We start from the raw sequence: 17,237 nt of genomic DNA on the forward strand, positions 1-17,237 counted from the left end.
GTTCCCGCATCCGTACCAAACGTACCATGTGTACGGCCCCCGGTACGCTTGGTACACATCTTTACCATTCAGAAGGAGGAGAAAACCATGATGATCAAACGTCCTACCCACTATTTTGCCATGCCCCGCGAAATTCTCTGGAGCCCGCTTCTCACATTGGAGGAGAAAGGCCTGCTGAGCTTTTTCTACAGTATGCCGGACGATTCCACCGAGGAAGATGTGACGCTGCTGTGCAGCATCTCCGCTGAACGGCTGGAAGAATTGGTGGACAGCCTGATGGCCAAGGGTGTTCTCGACTATGAGTCCGGGTACAGGCTGGACGGCTGAAGGAGGCTGTAAATGGACAAGACCCAACACGCCATTTTGCGTTTTGCCAAGTACAAGGGTCCGGAGATCAGCCGCATCGAAGCCCACAACGAGCGCACCAAAGAAACCTACGCCAGCAACCCGGATGTGGACACCGCCCGCAGCAAGCAGAACTTTCACCTTGTCACGCCGGAACGCAGGTACCGGGCCGAGGCCGAACGGCAGATCACCCAGGCGGGCTGCCGGACCCGCAGCGACAGCGTCCGGGTGGTGGAGGTGCTGTTCACCGCCAGTCATGACTTCTTCAAAGGCAAAAGTAAGGGGGAAATACGGGCCTTTTTTGAGGAGTGCATGGCCTTTCTGGCCCAGCGCCAGGCCCCTGCCACCTATCTTTCCGCCGTGGTGCATATGGACGAGAAAACGCCCCATATGCACCTTTCTTTTGTCCCGCTGACGGCGGACGGGCGGCTGTCGGCCAAGGAGATCGTGGGCAACCGCCAGAAGCTGACCCAATGGCAGGACGCCTTCTGGGAGCACATGGTCAAAAAGTACCCGGACCTGGAACGCGGCGAGAGTGCCAGCAAGACCGGGCGCACCCACATTCCGCCCCGCATCTTCAAGCAGGCCACCCACCTGAACCGCCAGCTGGATAAGATTTTGCAGCTGCTGGCCGATACCAACGTCTGGAACGCCAAAAAGCGGGCCGCCCAGCTGGAAACGGCGCTGCGGAAATTTTTCCCCGAAATGGAGGACTTTCTCACCCAGACCAAGAAGTACGAAAAGGCCATCCAGGGTCTGTCCGCCGAGAAGGAGCGGCTGAAACAGGAACTGGACCAAAGCAAAGAAACGCAGAGGAAACAGAAAATGAACGAATACCGACTGGAAGCCGACTACGCCAATCTGCTGCGCAAGTTGGAGCGCATTCCGCCCGAACTGCGCAGACAGTTTGACACATCCCGCCAACAGAAAGAGAGGTAACAGCATAGCGAACCGGAACAAAGCCGTGGCGCATATGAGACAGGCACTGCACCATAGAATGCACCAGATGACAAAAAACGGGAGGTGGACCAGATGAGAACCAGCGCACCCATCAAGGTAATTGTACATTACCCCAAGACCGAGGAAGGCAGGCAGGAACTGGCCCGGCGGGTCGCGGACGTCCACGCCGATTTTGTCATCAGTTCCATCAACAAACTGGACTGCCCCATCAAGCAGAAGCTGGAGCTGCTGCAGGCGGTCATCGACACTACCAAGGGGACGTATAAAGCCCCCGAAGCCGAACAGGGGCAGAAGCCCAGGAAAAAGCACCAGGAGATGAGCCTGTAAAACAGCAGGGCCCCGGAGAGCGTTGCTCTCCGGGGCCCCTTTTTGCGTTTGTGGGAAAGGGACGGAAAGGCGCATACGCTGGTTTCTATAGTTTCATTATACGCGCCGGTTGGTCCCATAAAGGGGATGTTATGTCGATAATAAGAGAAAAATGCACATGATACTGGTCGCAGACCATATCTTCCTTGGGTGGCGTGGGACCACTGCGGGAAGGTTCTTTCCTGCGGGCTGCACATCCGTTGTTTCAGCAGGGGTATAAGCCCCTGAAGACAAAGTGCCCTGCTGAAAAATGGGCGGGCGGTTTTGTTGTGCTGCGCAGACTTCCGATTGAGGAAGTCCGCCGGAACTGATATAATAGGCCCAACAGGAAAGGAGCGCCGCCATGAAGGTAGTTTGTTTTGGGGATTCCAACACCTACGGATACGACCCACGTTCCTGGCTGGGCGGGCGGTATCCGGCGGACAGCCGCTGGGTGGACCTGCTGGCCCAAAAGACTGGCTGGAACGTTGTCAATCTTGGGGAAAACGGCCGGTGTATTCCACTGCGGCCGATCACTTTGCCAGCGGATGCCGATCTTGTGATCGTCATGCTGGGCACCAATGATCTGCTGCAGGGCTGCACGCCGGAAAAGACCGCGGACCGGATGAAGCGCTTTCTGCAAAGTCTGCCACTGGCACCAGAGCACATCCTGCTGATTGCCCCACCGCCTATGGCTCCAGGTGAATGGGTGACCGACTCATCTCTGATAGAATCTTCCCATCTGCTTGCTAAATACTACCATGAGCTGGCCGGGAAGTTGGGCATTCAGTTTGCCGACGCGGGGAACTGGCATGTAACGCTCGCCTATGACGGCGTACATTTTACCGGGCAGGGCCACCGGGCCTTTGCCGAAAACCTTGCACAGGAGGTTTGCCGATGAAACGACTTGTCTCTTTGTTTTTTGTCCTTGTTGCCCTGTTGACCGGCTGCGGCACATCTGCGACTTCCGGGGAAAGCAGCTACCAGCAGATCAGTCAGGAGGAAGCCAAGGAGATGATGGACACCCAGGATGTACTGATTCTGGATGTGCGTGAGCAGGAGGAATACGACAGCGGGCACATTCCTGACGCGCTGTTGCTGCCGGTGGGGACCATCACCGAGGAATCCGCCGCCGAGGTCATCCCGGACAAGGACACGACCATTCTGGTCTACTGCCGCAGCGGAAACCGCAGCAAAACCGCAGCCAAGACGCTGGCCGGGTTGGGGTATACCAATATCTACGAGTTCGGCGGGATTACCACCTGGCCATATGAGGTGGAACAATAAAACAACCGGGGCTTTCCGCATGGGAAGCCTCGGTTGCATTTAAGGAAAAAGTCTAAAATGCGCCAACCGTGCAGTCCGATGAATTTACGTTCCTCACCCCAACCTGTCACCCTACCTTCCGCCTGATACCATTCGTTTCCCAAACTGGAATTTCGTGCGATTTCCACCATACAAAATACCCCGGAGAGATTGGCTATAATGGCCGTCCCCTCCGGGGTGCTTTTTCTGTTGTGCTACGTCTGCTCCCGGAAGTACCGCTCCCAGCACTTCTTGCTGATGTTTTTTGTCCCTGTCTCCCAGGCGCGGAGGGAGCTTTCGCTGATGCCGGTTTTGCGGGCAAAGGCGGCACGGCTCAGACCTGCCCGCTGGCGGAGGGCCAGAATCTGCCGGGCCTGTCCCTCGTACAGAAAGCGGTTGTACCCGTCCAGCAGGTCGGTCACCGGCACGCCGTACAGCTCTGCCAGCCTGTCCATAACGGCGGCGGGGGTATACTCGCAGGCGCCGGTCTCTAGGTCGATGTAAAAGGGCGTGGTAACGCCCACCCGCTCGGCCACCTCCCGCTGCAGCAGGCCCAGATGCAGGCGGCACCACCGCAGCCGGTCGGGGACGCTGCCAATCTCCTCATAGCTTTGGTACTGCCGGGTAAAACGCTGGGCCTTGGGCAGGTTGGGTGGCGCGATGAGGCGGAACCGGTGCACAGCCAGGGGCGCGAAGCGGGGCTTGCCGTGGTCGGTGCGGCAGAGTATGTAGAAATCTGGTGAGAGCTTGGCGAAGACCTTCCATTTTGGCAAAGTCCCGAAAATCCGTTCTGCTTTTCCAGCCGGAATTCCCAAACAGGCGTTTTTGAGAGGATAGCATTTTCAATGCACTGGCTGGCATAGCTGGCAAACCGGACCTTGCGTTCGGGGCGAAACGTGTCCACCGCCTTGATCAGCCCGATGGTGCCGATGCTGATCAGATCGTCCTGGCCGCTCGGGGTACTGTAGTATTTCTTGACCACATGGGCCACCAGCCGCAGATTGTGGCTGATGAGTCTGTCCCGGGCAGCTTTGTCGCCCACTGCCATGGCGGCGAAGGCCGCCTGCTCCTGGGCAGGGGAGAGCGGCCGGGGAAAGCTGCCGCTTTCCAGATGAAGCGCCGCGTACCAGATATGCGCAGCGGCCTGCTGCAAAAAGACCCACAAAACCGAAAACATGGTGCCACCTCCCCTTCAAGGCAGGTGTATGCGAAAAAGGGGGAGAAAAGACCATCGGGACTTGAGCAAAAAACAACAGGGGCTTCCCGTAAGGGGGAAGCCCCTGTTGTTGTCAGCAGTTGCCTGTGTACACGTACCGCAGCTGTTCCCGGGCTATCCCGGCCAGGCGGTATACGGTTTGTACCGGCGTGGGCGGGCGGTCCTGCATCCGGTGCCGGGGAAAAAATCGGGAGACATGCAGCGGAATTTCCGGGCTGACCGAAGCCAGCCAGCCCGATAAAGCCCGCATCTCCTCGTCGCTGTCGTTCTCCCCGGGGACCACCAGGGTGGTGACCTCCAGATGGCATTGCTCCGCCGCCAGGGCGATGGACCGCTTGACCGTCTCCAGGTCGCCGCCCAGCCGCCGATACCAGGCTTCGGTAAAGCCTTTCAGGTCGATGTTCACCCCGTCCAGCAGGGGCAGCAGCGCCCGCCAGGGGGCTTCCTCGATGGTGCCGTTGGTCACCAGCACGTTGACCATGCCCGCCCGGCGGACCAGCGCGGCGCAGTCCCGCACATATTCGTACCCCACCAACGGTTCGTTGTAGGTGTAGGCCACCCCGATGTTGCCCTTCTCCCGCAGCGCCAGGGCCTGCTGCACCAGCTGTTCGGGGGTGCAGGTCCGGGTATAGGCTTCCGTGCCGGCAGCGGCAATCTCGGCGTTCTGGCAAAAAGAACAGCGCAGGTTGCAGCCGAAACTGCCCGCCGACAGAATCACGCTGCCGGGATGGAACCGGCGCAGCGGCTTTTTCTCGATGGGGTCCAGGGCCAGGGCAGTAAGCCGCCCGTAGTTCAGCGGTACAATGGCGCCGTCCCGGTTGGCCCGGGCCCGGCACAGGCCGGTCCGGCCTTCTTCCAGGACGCAATGATGAAAACACAGGGTACAGGTCACACTCATAGATGCCGCACCACCTTGAACCGCTGCAAGGTATAGGGGTCATCCTCCCGGATGCCGCCCTTGCGCCGGGCAATGTCGATCTGTTCCGCCACCGTGTCCACCCCGTCCAGATCGGGCAGCAGCAGCCCTCGTTTGCGCCCGTAACTGACAATAACGCCGTATTGCTTCGGATCCAGTTGGGCGGGGGAGTCCACCGGTTCGGGGCGGCCCAGCACATCCACGCTGTAGGTCAGGTCGTCCAGCTCGTCGGCGCGCACCGGCGGAAAACGGGGATCCCGGGTTCCGGCCGACACCGCGTTTTGTATGATCTCCTCGGCCACGGTTTTCTCGGTGGGGGCAATGGTCCCGATGCACCCCCGCAGCCGTCCGTCCTTGTGCAGCGAGACAAAGGCCCCGGCAGCCTGTCCGGTCAACCCGACGGGCAGGTTATCGGGCAGCTTTGTCAAGGGATGCCCTTGCCGGATATAGGTTTCCAGGGACAGGCGGGCCAGCCGCACAAAAGGGTCCTCCCCGGCCCGGCGGGCGGCCAGGCGTTCGCGAAGAATCTGCGCGCAGGCGGCTTCATACCGGCGGGAGTCGTCCCGCCCGGTGACCGGGAAGAGGGCCACGCCGTAGCCCACCCCGAAGGTGCCTTCATGGCTCAGCAGCCGGGGCTGCACCGCCAGCCCGTCCAGTGCCCCCGCCATCATCTGGAAGGAGCGCAGCCCACATTCCGCAGCCCGCTCACAGAAGGACGGGTCCATGGTGAGAAAATCAAGGAAATTTCCCGACGCCATGGTTCTGGTCACGGCCTCGTCAAACCGGGGGCCTTCGGGGGCAAAAACGTAGGGGCCGTCAGCCCGGAGCTTGTGGGAAAGATCCCCGCTGGCCACAAAGACCGCCCGACGGCCCAGGGCGGCCACCCCTTCGGCCACGCATCGGCCCAGCCGGTAGTGCTCCAGGGCTGAAAAGCCGGACAGGCCCATGCGGACGATGGGACAGTTCACCCCGGCCTTGCGCAGAAAGTACAGCGGGATCAGCACGCCGTGGTCCAGGCTGGGGTCCCGCTGGCCCAGGGTGCCGGCCTGCAGACCGGCCTGCCCCGCCCGGCGGATGATCTCCTCCCGCAAGGGCGCGTCATACTGCACCTCCAGGCGGACCTGAGGTGCCCCGAAGGCCGCCATGGACCCCGCCGCGCCGTCCCCTGGCGCGATGTGGAAGTAATCCCCGTACAGGATGGTGTGGGGGGAAGAGACGATCAGCACGTCGGGGTTCCAGCGGGCCACCTCGGCGGCGGCTTCAGCCATGGCTTTCCCCGTGGCGGATATTTCCCGTTCCCGTCCGCCGCCCACCTCGGGCAGCAGAACGGGCGGGTGAGGGGTGATGACGGCACCCAGCATCGGCATACAGATCACTCCTTTCCGGCGATGCAACAAGGTTTTGCAATCAGTCCAGCGCCACGATGTCCACGGCGGTACCGTGGTCCCGCAGCAGCCGGACCAGGTCTTCGGCTTTCAGCCAGACGGTGGCGGTGTTGTCGTTGGGATGTACCCCGATCAGGCCGGAACCCTGCCAGAAATCTCGGTCGATGTAAAAATGCACCCGGCACCTGGCGTCGTTCAGCAGACCGAAGGGGGTCACGGCCCCGGGAATCAGGCCCAGCATCTCCTCCAGCTCCTCCGGCGAAGCAAAAGTCAGGGGCTTGGTGCCCTGTTTGCGGCGAAAATCCTTCAGATTCACCCGCTTGTCCCCCCGCACGGTGATCAGGTAATAATTGCGCCGCTTGTCGTCCCGCACAAAGAGGTTCTTGGCATCCCGGTCGGGGTAGGGCAGCTGTACCTGGGCCAGTTCCTCCATGTTGTAGACGGCGGCGTGCTCGGTGATCTCGTGTTCAATGTGATTTTTCTCCAGAAAATCGTATACTTCCTGTTTGTTCATACAACGCCTCCCGATGGTATCTTCTGTCAGGGTGTGCCCGGAGGTACGGGCCCGGGGTCATTTTGTCGCCCGCAGCAGGTGGGTGGCAGCCCACTGCCCCAGATCCTCCACCTTGGCAAATCCCGCTTTTTGCAGGGCTTCCGTTTCGTGGGGGACGGTCAGCGGGGTGTCGAAGTGGTAGAATTCCTCGTCCCGGATGCCCTGTTCCTCTTTCAGCCGCCGCAGCTCACGGCGGAAGAAGGCTTCCTGCTCGTCGGAATCGGCAAAGTAGTCGGTCAGAATCAGAAACCCGCCCGGAACCAGCGCCCGGAATACCTTTTGGTACAGCGGGATCTTTTCGGCCTGGGTGAAGTGGTGCAGGGATTCCACCGAGACCGCCGCATCATAGCGGTTTTCCCCGAAGGGAAGGGTGAAATAGGACCCCTGCACAAGGGTCAGGTTTTTGTCCGGAAACTTGCGCTCCAGTGCCTGCAGCATCTCTCCGGCCAGGTCGATGCCGGTAACCTCCGCCGTGGGATTCCGGGCAAAATAGTAGCCCAGTTCCAGTCCGGTGCCGCAGCCCAGGTCCAGCACCCGGGCGTGGGGGCCTGCGGGCAGATACTGCGCCGTGAGGGGATAGAAGGTTTCGGCCTGCTCGATGGCGTGCAGCTGGTGTTCTTCGTACCCGTCCAGACGGCGGTTGAAAAAGTCACTCATTTTTTCCAGCATGGAGATCCCTCCCAATGGGCTTGGCGTAAGACAAATGCGGCGGGGCCCGACCGATGAAGGAACAAGCCCTGTGTTTTTATTGTACCGCATCCGCCAAGGGGGCACAAGCGGGAAAGAAAGAGCGTACCCTTCGGATGTGCCGGTGGGCAGGGGAAAGAGAATCTCTTCGCATGGCAAAAGCCCGCAGAGCCGGTCCTTACAGCCGGATCTGCGGGCTTGCACATCAAGAATCAGCGGAACACAGGGCAAAAATTATTCTTTATAAACAACCCCGTAATCTGTCTCCATGATTTTTTTGATATGTTTGAAGAAAAGTTCTTCCAGTTCGGTCACACCGGTGAAGGTGTAGTAATAGTCCGAGATGATATCGGAGGGAACTTTTTTCGCTTTTTCTTTTTCCCGAACCATAATAATGGGCTTTTTCTTGCTGTAAGCGATTCCCAGCTCATACATTACATTGGGGTTTGCTTCGGTGGTGTCGGCAAGAAACACGGCACAACGATCAATCTTTTCGTAGATATCTCGTGTGATGTTGATGCTTCTCCCCTCGCCGGTCATGATGGGATAGGCTTCCAGCGGGACATCCGGGCATAACTGATTGAGCCTGGTTACCGCGCGGGAGAGGGCATTGTTATAATCGCGTACGGCCTGATCACTTTTATATTGCATTGCCATAAAGATGGTTTTGGGTGCCAGGTGGATATGCTTGTACCCCACGTCAAACAGTTCCGATACTTTGGTAAAGGCCGAACCGGTATACTGGTAACGTTTCAGCCAGCGGTCCAGGTCCTCCAAGGTGTGGCAGGCGCTTTCCAGGTTGTCGCTTTTGTATCTTGTATAGAAGGCAAGCTGGAAAAAGATACGTCCGAATTCAGATTTTATGTATAGATACTTGTCCACCTGTTTTACGATTGTGATGGAATCGACAACCAGCGCGTCAAAGGTTTCCCGATCCGGATAATCACAGGTAATTTCCTGCAGCACATCACAGATCTGAGAAAGCGGCGCATACAGATATTCCGTGCGTGCAAGGGAATGGGCGGCATACTGTTCGCTGTAATGTTTCAGCAAAGGCAGATGCCGGTTGATCAGGGCCAGTTCCTTCTCGCTCCACTTTTTGGACTTTACCAGACCCTTGAAGTTCTCTTCCGCCTCCAGCTTTTTGGCGGTGTTGTTCAGGACATAGAACAGGAACGCTTCGCTTTCGGTGTTGTCTGCGGAAAAGGCGGGCGGGGTATCCTCTCCGTCGGCGGTTTGCTCAGTCCACAGGATGATGGAAAAGGGAACATAAAAATCCAGTTCCTTTCCGGCTTCCAGGCGGTGGTTGCCGTCGGATTCGGGTCAAGGCACCTTCCTCCACTTCCAGCTCATAGTATTCCATATTCAGGATGGCGCCCTGGCCGGTTTTGGAGAGCTGCTGAAAGGATTTGTGTGTGTAGGGCTTCAGGGTTATGTTGGTACTTGTATTGACGGACAGTATCACTTCTGGCAAAAACTTGGCTTCGGCTTTGCAATCGGCCAGAAAATGGGCGATGTCGGCCACGTGTTCGGGATTCAATGCACGCTGGTATTCTTCGTATTTCGGGCGGGATGCGGCCGCAAGGTCGGATATTTTTGCATATCCGCGCAGTGTGGCAATTCCGTTTTTGACCTCAAAGCCCTTCTCCTGCAAACGCTTGGAGGGACCATTGTAGGGTGTCACGTTGCCGCAGTTGCGGCCGTAGATACCCTGAAACGTATATGTTTTCACCCTGAAATCGCTTCTTCAAATTCTTCCTTTGCCTGCCTGCGCAGTTCTTCGGCGCGGGTATACAGATCCTTGATTTTTTTCTTTGTCCGGAAAACTTCCTCCATGATGGATTGCTGGGTCAGCTCTGAAGGATCGGCGGAGGATATGGGGAGCCACGGAATGGTCAGCAAGGACAGAAAGTCTGTGCCCACCCGCTGCTGTCCGGCCGAACCGGTAAAGTAGGCCACGGCGGTGTGCCGCAGCTTGTGGGAGCGCAGGAAGCAGTAAAGATATTCCGGCAGCACCTTTTCATTGGTGCGGAAAACGTGAAACTCCGTTGATCCATATCCGTACCCGTTGCGCAGGTTCCTGGCGATGGCGCATTTGCCATTCTGCATGCAAGGGGTGATTTTTGCCCAGAGAATGTCGTTCTCCTGGAACAAGGTATACCCTTTGCTTTGGGAAGCCGGGCCCAGGCGCTGCTCGGAAATTTCTCCATACCGGTCCGAAACACATTCCATGGGGATAAAGGAAACTTCCTGGATCTTGTCGGGAATGGTGGTTCTGGGATTGATTTTGCAGTAGTATTCTATGGCAACATTGGGATACCGGGCGGACCGGAATAGTTCCTGGGGCTTTACGGCGGTGCTGTTCAGCTTTGCGCCCCAGCCAATCAGATTTCGGAATCGGGTCGTTCCCAAAAGAGCGGCGGACGGTGTTTTTTCTTCCGTGGGAGGGATGGCCAGTATTTCAAAAAGTCGGGATTCGATGCCTTTTTCCAAGACGGCGGCCCGGGATTCGCATTCCTGGGCCTGCGCCGAAGCTTCCTGATGGCGGCGGACCAATTCCTCCTGCACGGACAAAGGCGGCAGGGGAATCTCGATTTTGGACAGGTTTTTATAGGAGAGGGTCTGCCGTACCGATCCGGTGGTGTTTTCCTTGATCAGGAAATGAAAGAAGGAACTTTTGAGCACCAGAAGCAGGTATTCCGGCAACAGGGTCTGTCGGCAGCGGAAGACAACATAGGCGGGGCTGATGTACTCATTCTTCAACGCGGGGGTCTTCAGACCTACGGAACCTACGTTGATTCGGTATGGGTTATATGCCAGACACCCGTCCTGCACGCGGATGTAGGGCTGGTTGATGTTTTTGCCGTATTCGGTGTAGGCGTCGAACATACCCGTTTCGTTGGAAATTCCCAGAAAGGAAAATTTCCGTTCCGGTTCATTGAAAAGCTTGGTCTTTTCGGTGATATGGATGGTATTGTCCCCGATGGCGCTTAGCGGAAATACCGAATGGAGCTGTGTGGAAAAAAAGTATTTTACGTTCCATTGACTGGTTTTGGAAAAGGGGACAAATTTCAGCAATTTGTCGGATGTCATCACAGTATGGTCTCCTTGTTGTTCCAGGTTCGCACAACCTGAAAATCGGCATTGAGGGAGTACTTGATATGGACCGGTGAGGTCTGCCACAGCGGATGCTTTTCACGGTAATCCCGGTACTCCTGCTGCAGCTGGGGCAGCTGGTTGCCTTCCGAAGCGCTGCCGGTGGAAGTAATGCCGGCGTCTTCCACAATGGCGACAGGGATCTCATAGTCAAAGTATTCTTTCAGCAGCGGTTTGGCTTCTTCCGCAATGACCTTTTCAATATGCCGCAGTTCTTTGTTGGCGGCGGCAATAATGGATTTGTCCCGGTCCTTTTTGGCTTTTTCCTGCTGGATCTGCTCTTCCAGAGCGTGGATGTCCCCCACGTATTTCTGGCGGACCGTGTCCAGGGCCTGTTGCTTGGCTCTGGCATACTGCTGTTCCTCCTCCTCGGTAAAACGCCTGAAGAAAACAAGGCTAGGTTTTACGGTGGCGCCCGCTGCGATGAACACATCCTGGGGAATGGAGCAAATCAGGATGAGTTTGGCTTTTCCCTCAAAGTATTCCCGGATCTTTTGCATGTTGGAAGTGTTCAGGACACCTTCCGGCAACACCATGCCCATGCGGCCGCCCTTTTTCAGCAGCTTCAGGCAACGTTCCATAAAAAGGACTTCAGTCAGGCCGGATATGGTGCCTAAATCATACAGCTCCAACAAGGGTTTCCCAATATGCTTGTTTACCTGGTTCAGTGCTTCTTCGTAAGCCTTGCCGTATTTGGCTTTGTAGCGTTCAATCAGCTTTTCATCGGTAAAACGGTCGGCCTCTGTGATCTTCAGGCTTTTGTCAATGCGGGAACCGAAGGGCGGATTGGTGAGAATGACGTCAAACCGTTCTTCAAATATGCCGTCGATGTTCAGCAGGCCGTCATGGTGGTGAACCCCGCTGTGTCCGTCACCGTGCATGATCATGTTCATTTTGGAAGTCCGCGCCATGCGTGGGTTGGCGTCAGTACCGTAAATGCAGTTACAGGACAGATTGTGCAGGCGGCCGTTTTCGGTCTTCGGGTCCAGTTCCGCGTTCAGCTTTGCCTGCATGGCCTCGATACGCTCGTTGATGGCCAGCTGTTCCTTTTCGGAAAGGGTGTCGTACCCGTTGCCCTCCAGTTCGGCCCGCAGCCGGATCTTGGCATCCCGGATGTCTTCCTCAATCTGTTCCCGCACATATTCAAAGGCCTTGATCAAAAAACCGCCGCTGCCGCAGGTGGGGTCGCAGATGGTTTCGCCCTCTTTGGGGTCCAGTATGTTGGTCATGAAATTGACAATGGTGCGCGGCGTAAAAAATTGTCCCAGCTCGCCCCGGAAGGTGGTTCCCAAAAACTGTTCAAAGGCAATGCCTTTCACATCGTCCTGGGTATCGGACAGGTTGTAGGATTGAAGCTTTGTAAGAATCTGCTCAAAGCTGTTCTGGCGGATCTTGATCGATTCATCCTTGTCAAACAGATGGTCGTCCTTGAACATCTCCTTGGTTTGATTGAACATGATCTGCATATAGGGCAGGTCTACCCCCTGATTTTTCAAGGTCGGCCGGACATACTTTTCGTAGTCCTTTTCCAGCTGTTGATACTTTGTCAGGGTAAAGACTTCGCCGCCGTTTTGGTCCCGCTCATAGCGGATTTTCATAAACAGAATCTTGCTGATCTCATCAAAAGCGGCTTCGGGAGAAAGCTTGTCGTTGTTACGGATGATGTTGTGGCAGGCGCGAAGGACTCGGGTGAATTCGTCCCGGGTAAATGTCTTGGTTTTGGTAAGCAGTTCGCGGACCTTCTGGTCATCCTGGGCCTCTTCTGCCGTGGGAAGGGCCACAACCTCCACCAGCTTTTTGGGCAGCATCTGTTTGTCCACCGTAAAATAGCGGGTTTCCTTCTCGTTGGTGGTGACAAAAAAACTGGCGCCGGCCCAGGAGGCATAATTATACCCCTGGTAATAGTCCTCTTCCCGGATTCGCACACTTTCGGCCTTGCATTCCACCACGATAAAAGCGGATTTGCCTTCATCCTTGTCCTGCGGGGTTTTCCAGATGACAATGTCGGCGCGGGCCTTTCCCTGCCCGCGGTGAGAGTTGTTCACCGTTACTTCCTGCGCCATCTGGTCCAGGGCGTAACCGTAATCCTCGACCAGTTTCCGGATGTAATTTTGTCGTACCCTTTCCTCCGGTGTTTCCAGGTTCCAGGATTTTGTCAGGGGACAAAATATTTTCCCGTTTTCTCTTCTGATTTCCAGCGAGTTCATGAAGAAATCCTCCGCAAAAAGTAATGGTGGCCCTGACCGGAAAAGCAAAAAACGATGGAATGCCGCGTTTTCTCCTGGGTACAAAGGGCAAGTACAGGGACAGCCCTGTCAAAATCATGATGAATTACTTAAAATTATGCCAGAAACAAAAAAAAATATCAATGATGGACGCAAACATTGCACGCACTTGCTGATGTCGCATCCATCAACGAAAAGACCTCAAAAATCCCCCGCAGGCCTGGCAAACTCCAGACCTGCGGGGAAAAATGGTTTTTTAAGAAGGGGCAGCGTTTGTCAAGCCGCCGCTTACCCTTCGGCCTTCAGCCGTTCCAGGGCCTCCTTGCAGGCAGGAAAATCCCACAGCGGCCGGCAGCGTTCGTCCTGGGCCAGCTCCCGTGCCGCCAGGCGGTACATCTCCCGCACCGAGCCCTGGGGCGCTTCGGCGGGCCGGGCGGGAAGACCCGGGGCAAACAGGTCGGGGTCCGGCAGATGAACGGGAGCCAGTATGCTGTCCACATACCGTACAAAGCAGGCGGCGGCCCGTTCGGTGTCACCCTGCTCCAGATACAGTTCCAGCAGCAGCCCGTCACTCATGTCTGACAGGCCGAAGGCCTGGGTCACCGCCCGGTAAGCGGCACACACCTTGTGGCGCTTGGCTGTTTCGGGCAGCAGTTTGGGATTGGTCATGGTCACCAGGGCGGAAATGACCTGGCACACCGACCGGTACAGCTGCTGTTGGGTCAGTTCCAGGGCCTTCTCCGGCCGGTCGGTTTTCAGGTAATAAAGGGGCCACAGACCGGATGGGTCCCCCGTTCGCTCGGGCAGTTCCTTCAGCAGGGCGGCGCCCTGTTCCGGGTCACCGTCGGCCATTTCCATGGCGGCCAGGCTGATGGTGGCTCCTTGCCAGTAGGCGGCGTTGCCGGTGTCCCGCACCTGGCGCAGCAAAGTGCGCTTGCGGTCCTTCCATTCCTGTTGCAGGGACGGTTCCGCGGTGGGGAAAAACAGCCGGAAGGAATCATAAGCCGCGGCGGCATTATACTGTAAGCAGGTGCAGTTGGGATACTGGTGCAGAAGGTCGGTCAGCTGCCTGTGGACCGCGGCCAGGGTGTCGGGGCCGCCGTGCAGGGCCTGGTCCAGCAGGGCGTTCATCCGGGCGGTGACTTCTTCATCGGAAAGGGTCTGTTCAAATTGCAGCAGGGTGTCCACGTTGGTGTCCAGCGCCCGGGCCAGGGGGCAGAGCAGGGCGATGTCCGGGCAGGAACTGCCGGTCTCCCATTTGCTCACCGCCGGGGCGGAAACGCCCACCCGGGCAGCCAGCTGTTCCTGGGTCATACCTCTGGCTTTGCGCAGGGCGGCGATGTTGCCGCCCAGAGTGCGGGAAATGGCTTCCATCAGGATAATACCTCTCTTTGTCTGGATTCAGCGTCCCGGGGGCTGTATCTGTATTGTACCCCACAATCCGTCCCCCTCACAAGAGAGGCGTTGTTAAGCGCCGGGCAGGTTTTTGTAACCGGTGTTCAGGTGGGGCGGTTGACGGCGGAAACAAGAATTCCTATACTTACAGATAGAAATACAAGGGAAAGCACAGGTGAATGGTGAATGCAAGAGAAGAAGACAGGCAAGCGCAGAGCCCTGCGGGTGCTGGGTGTGGTGCTGGCGGTGCTGGCCCTGCTGGCGGGGGCCTTTTTGTGGTATGTGTCCGACTACTACCGGGCCGAGGACGTGGCCCTGGCGGTGATGAACGACGGCAGCGGCATCACGGTGCAGGACAATCTGACCATCTTGGCGCCGTCGGTGCCGGGGGATACGGCCCTGATCTTTTACCCCGGGGCCAAGGTGGAAGGAAACGCCTACCTGCCGTTGCTGGACAAAATCCGGCAGACCGGGGTGACCTGCATTCTGGTGAACATGCCCTTTCACATGGCCATTTTTGATGCGGATGCCGCCACGGATGTGATGGCCGATTTCCCGCAGTACAGCCACTGGTATATCGCCGGGCATTCCATGGGCGGGGCCATGGCTTCCCAGTTTGCCGCCGACCACCCGGAGGCGGTGGACGGCCTGATTCTGCTGGGCGCCTACATTTACGGCGACTATCCCCCCGCCGATACTCTGACGGTGTACGGTTCGCTGAACCAGAGTGTGGAGGACAAACTGGACTACACCGAAAACGTGGTGGAAATTCAGGGCGGCAACCACGCCCAGTTCGGCAACTACGGCCCCCAGAAAGGGGACGCACCGGCCGCCATCTCCGCCGAAGAGCAGCAGACCCAGACGGTGGACGCCATTGAAAGCTTTATCCGGCAGCGGCAAGCCGCCTGAAACCGAAAGCCCCGTATCTTTCCCAGGGAAAGATACGGGGCTTTTTGCGGTTGGAATTACTTCAGGGCGGCGCCATCCCGGAAGGCGTTGCCCACCTTTTCGCCCAGCTTGCGGTAGGCGTTGTGGATGGGATCAAAGGTGATGGGTTGCAGCTTGTCCGGGTCGATTTTGCCGGCTGCGTCCAGCACCGCCTCGTCGGCGCTGACGTTGACGATCTCGCCCACCAGGCGGCAGGTTTCGGGATCATAGCTCACCAGGCGGCATTCCACCGCCATGGGCAGCTCGTCAATGAGGGGGGCGTCCACAAATTCCGATTTGGTGGTGTGCCAGCCGGTCTTTTCCAGCTTGTTGGGTTCGGTGTTGCCCGAAGCAATGCCCACATAGTCGCAGGGAACCAGCTGGTCGGCGGTGGCCATGCTGACCGTAAAGGCCTTGCGGGCCAGGATGTTGGCGGTGGTCTTGTGCCCGGCGCCCAGGCAGATGGACAGCTGGGTGTCGTCACTGATGCCGCCCCAGGCCGCGTTCATGGCGTCGGGGGTGCCGTCCTCCTCATAGGTGGCAATGATAAAAACCGGCTGGGGATAGGTCCAGGGTTTGGCTCCGAAATTCTTCCGCATTGTGCATACCTCCTGTTCTGCGGTTCCAAGGGGCACAAAGGCCCCTTTTCTCCATTGTACCACAGGGGGAAAGCCTGGGGCAGAGAAATTACACCCAGTATATGGCTACCTCGGCGTTCTCAAACACCGGATGTTTGCCCGGGGGCAGACGGCCCGGCCAGCGCTTGGCCCACACCAGGCAGGTCACGCCCTCGCGGCGGCAGAGAACTTCCCGCTCGTCGGCAGGGGTGGCGGGGTCAAACACCGCGGCCACCACCGCCCGGCGGTGTTCCACCTCATCGGCGGGCACGCCCATGTTGCTCATGGCGTAGGTCCAGCCTTCCATATAGCATTGGGCGCCGGAAAAGGCGGTGTACACGTTGGAAATGCCGTCCTGGTTGTCAGGATCGGGCAGGCCGCTGGTGCGGTTGGTCAGAAACACCGCCCCCGCGGGCAGGTTGTCCCGCAGCCATTGCCCGGCCTGTTCATCGCAGGCGGTGACGGCGGCGGGGGTGAAAGCCCCGACCTCCGGCAGGGTGGAAAGCACGGCCAGTCCCTTGCTGCCCAGGGCCAAAACCATGCACAGGGCGGTGACCAGCCCCACGCATCCGGCCCCCAGGGTGAGCAGGGGCGGGTGTTTGGCCCGGCGCAGCCGGGGCAGCTGTCCGGCGGCCAGAATACTCATGCACAGCATACCGAACAGCCCGAAATACACCTGGCTGGAACTTTCGTGCCGGAAAAGGTGATAGGCCAGAAATCCCCCGATGGTCCCGGCATGCAGCGCCAGCCGGGCCACGTCCAGCCGGGGCAGATGGCGCAGGGCGCGGGGCAGTCCCCGGGCCCACAGACAGAACTGGAAGGGGCAGAAGAAAAAGACGTTGGCCACCCCGATGCCCACCAGCCACAGATACCCGGTGCCGGGCAGCAGCCGGCAAAGGCGGTCGGCCAGGGGCTCCAGGCGGGCGTAGGTCAGGGTATCCCGCAAAGAAAAGACCGAAAACTGCATGCTGGTGCCGGTCCCGGCGGCGTACAGCAGGGAATAGACCAGGGCGAACAGCCCGCCCAGCAGCACCGGAAAGGCCAGCGCCCGGAGCACCCGTGCTTTGCTGAACAGCACGGTCATCACCACAGCCGCGGCGCAGGCGCACAGGGCCAGGGCGGCTTCGGGGCCTTTGGCCACCGCAAACAGGGCGAAGGCCAGAAGACACAACCCCCACAGCCCCACGCCGCCCCCGAACCGTTCC

The 17,237-nt window shown here is 58.2% G+C and carries 18 protein-coding genes and 1 pseudogene; 6 read left to right on the forward strand and 13 right to left on the reverse strand.

Features of this window, described 5'->3' with window-relative positions:
• Positions 1–87 precede the first annotated feature (87 nt).
• The 5 genes from H6B15_RS10515 to H6B15_RS10535 all read left to right on the forward strand — a co-directional run bounded on the left by H6B15_RS10515 (position 88) and on the right by H6B15_RS10535 (position 2,937).
• The gene (locus tag H6B15_RS10515; RefSeq protein ID WP_204647940.1) at positions 88–327 is read left to right on the forward strand and encodes a hypothetical protein; all 240 of its coding nucleotides are present in this window, start codon (positions 88–90) and stop codon (positions 325–327) included.
• A 12-nt stretch (positions 328–339) separates the two neighbouring features.
• Positions 340–1,284, forward strand: a complete 945-nt coding sequence (mobV, locus tag H6B15_RS10520; RefSeq protein ID WP_204647941.1) for a MobV family relaxase — start codon at positions 340–342, stop codon at positions 1,282–1,284.
• Between the two features lie 93 nt (positions 1,285–1,377).
• The gene (locus H6B15_RS10525; RefSeq protein WP_204647942.1) at positions 1,378–1,632 is read left to right on the forward strand and encodes a hypothetical protein; all 255 of its coding nucleotides are present in this window, start codon (positions 1,378–1,380) and stop codon (positions 1,630–1,632) included.
• Between the two features lie 382 nt (positions 1,633–2,014).
• The gene (locus H6B15_RS10530; protein WP_204647943.1) at positions 2,015–2,551 is read left to right on the forward strand and encodes a GDSL-type esterase/lipase family protein; all 537 of its coding nucleotides are present in this window, start codon (positions 2,015–2,017) and stop codon (positions 2,549–2,551) included.
• Positions 2,548–2,937: a rhodanese-like domain-containing protein gene (locus H6B15_RS10535; protein WP_204647944.1), complete on the forward strand. Its 390-nt coding sequence runs from the start codon at positions 2,548–2,550 to the stop codon at positions 2,935–2,937. The genes H6B15_RS10530 and H6B15_RS10535 overlap by 4 nt, the downstream gene beginning before the upstream one ends.
• Before the next feature lie 233 nt (positions 2,938–3,170).
• On the opposite strand, the gene H6B15_RS10540 is transcribed toward H6B15_RS10535, so the two are convergent.
• From H6B15_RS10540 to H6B15_RS10585, 11 genes and pseudogenes are all read right to left on the reverse strand, one after another.
• Positions 3,171–3,728, reverse strand: coding sequence for a helix-turn-helix domain-containing protein (locus H6B15_RS10540; protein WP_243424374.1), 558 nt, complete (start codon positions 3,726–3,728; stop codon positions 3,171–3,173).
• A gap of 65 nt (positions 3,729–3,793) precedes the next feature.
• Positions 3,794–4,132 (reverse strand): annotated as a pseudogene (locus H6B15_RS15800) (sigma factor); the annotation flags it as partial.
• 112 nt (positions 4,133–4,244) lie between these two features.
• The gene (gene amrS, locus H6B15_RS10545; protein WP_204647946.1) at positions 4,245–5,069 is read right to left on the reverse strand and encodes an AmmeMemoRadiSam system radical SAM enzyme; all 825 of its coding nucleotides are present in this window, start codon (positions 5,067–5,069) and stop codon (positions 4,245–4,247) included.
• Positions 5,066–6,454 carry an AmmeMemoRadiSam system protein A gene (gene amrA / locus H6B15_RS10550; protein ID WP_204647947.1) on the reverse strand — a complete coding sequence of 463 codons (1,389 nt, stop codon included), beginning with the start codon at positions 6,452–6,454 and terminating at the stop codon, positions 5,066–5,068. The genes amrS and amrA overlap by 4 nt, the downstream gene beginning before the upstream one ends.
• Positions 6,455–6,494: 40 nt before the next feature.
• A complete protein-coding gene (locus H6B15_RS10555) occupies positions 6,495–6,986 on the reverse strand; it encodes a prolyl-tRNA synthetase associated domain-containing protein (protein WP_204647948.1) in 492 nt (163 codons plus the stop codon).
• Between the two features lie 57 nt (positions 6,987–7,043).
• A complete protein-coding gene (locus tag H6B15_RS10560; protein WP_204647949.1) occupies positions 7,044–7,694 on the reverse strand; it encodes a class I SAM-dependent methyltransferase in 651 nt (216 codons plus the stop codon).
• Positions 7,695–7,946: 252 nt separating this feature from the next.
• Positions 7,947–8,765, reverse strand: a complete 819-nt coding sequence (locus tag H6B15_RS10565; RefSeq protein WP_204647950.1) for a hypothetical protein — start codon at positions 8,763–8,765, stop codon at positions 7,947–7,949.
• A 187-nt stretch (positions 8,766–8,952) separates the two neighbouring features.
• Complete coding sequence (locus tag H6B15_RS10570; protein ID WP_204647951.1) at positions 8,953–9,366, reverse strand: hypothetical protein; 414 nt, start codon at positions 9,364–9,366, stop codon at positions 8,953–8,955.
• 74 nt (positions 9,367–9,440) lie between these two features.
• Complete coding sequence (locus tag H6B15_RS10575; protein ID WP_243424379.1) at positions 9,441–10,805, reverse strand: restriction endonuclease subunit S; 1,365 nt, start codon at positions 10,803–10,805, stop codon at positions 9,441–9,443.
• Positions 10,805–13,075, reverse strand: a complete 2,271-nt coding sequence (locus tag H6B15_RS10580) for an N-6 DNA methylase (protein WP_204647953.1) — start codon at positions 13,073–13,075, stop codon at positions 10,805–10,807. The genes H6B15_RS10575 and H6B15_RS10580 overlap by 1 nt, the downstream gene beginning before the upstream one ends.
• A gap of 306 nt (positions 13,076–13,381) precedes the next feature.
• A complete protein-coding gene (locus tag H6B15_RS10585; protein ID WP_204647954.1) occupies positions 13,382–14,467 on the reverse strand; it encodes a helix-turn-helix domain-containing protein in 1,086 nt (361 codons plus the stop codon).
• A 207-nt stretch (positions 14,468–14,674) separates the two neighbouring features.
• Between H6B15_RS10585 and H6B15_RS10590 the strand changes: the two genes are divergently transcribed.
• A complete protein-coding gene (locus H6B15_RS10590; protein WP_204647955.1) occupies positions 14,675–15,397 on the forward strand; it encodes an alpha/beta fold hydrolase in 723 nt (240 codons plus the stop codon).
• A gap of 56 nt (positions 15,398–15,453) precedes the next feature.
• On the opposite strand, the gene H6B15_RS10595 is transcribed toward H6B15_RS10590, so the two are convergent.
• Both H6B15_RS10595 and H6B15_RS10600 read right to left on the reverse strand, forming a co-directional pair.
• Positions 15,454–16,014 (reverse strand): flavin reductase family protein, encoded by a 561-nt coding sequence (locus H6B15_RS10595; protein WP_204647956.1) that lies wholly within the window; start codon positions 16,012–16,014, stop codon positions 15,454–15,456.
• 88 nt (positions 16,015–16,102) lie between these two features.
• On the reverse strand, positions 16,103–17,237 hold a 1,135-nt coding region (locus H6B15_RS10600; RefSeq protein ID WP_204647957.1), incomplete at its 5' end, for a hypothetical protein.

The organism is Gemmiger formicilis (assembly GCF_016900095.1).
Classification (GTDB): domain Bacteria; phylum Bacillota; class Clostridia; order Oscillospirales; family Ruminococcaceae; genus Gemmiger; species Gemmiger formicilis_A.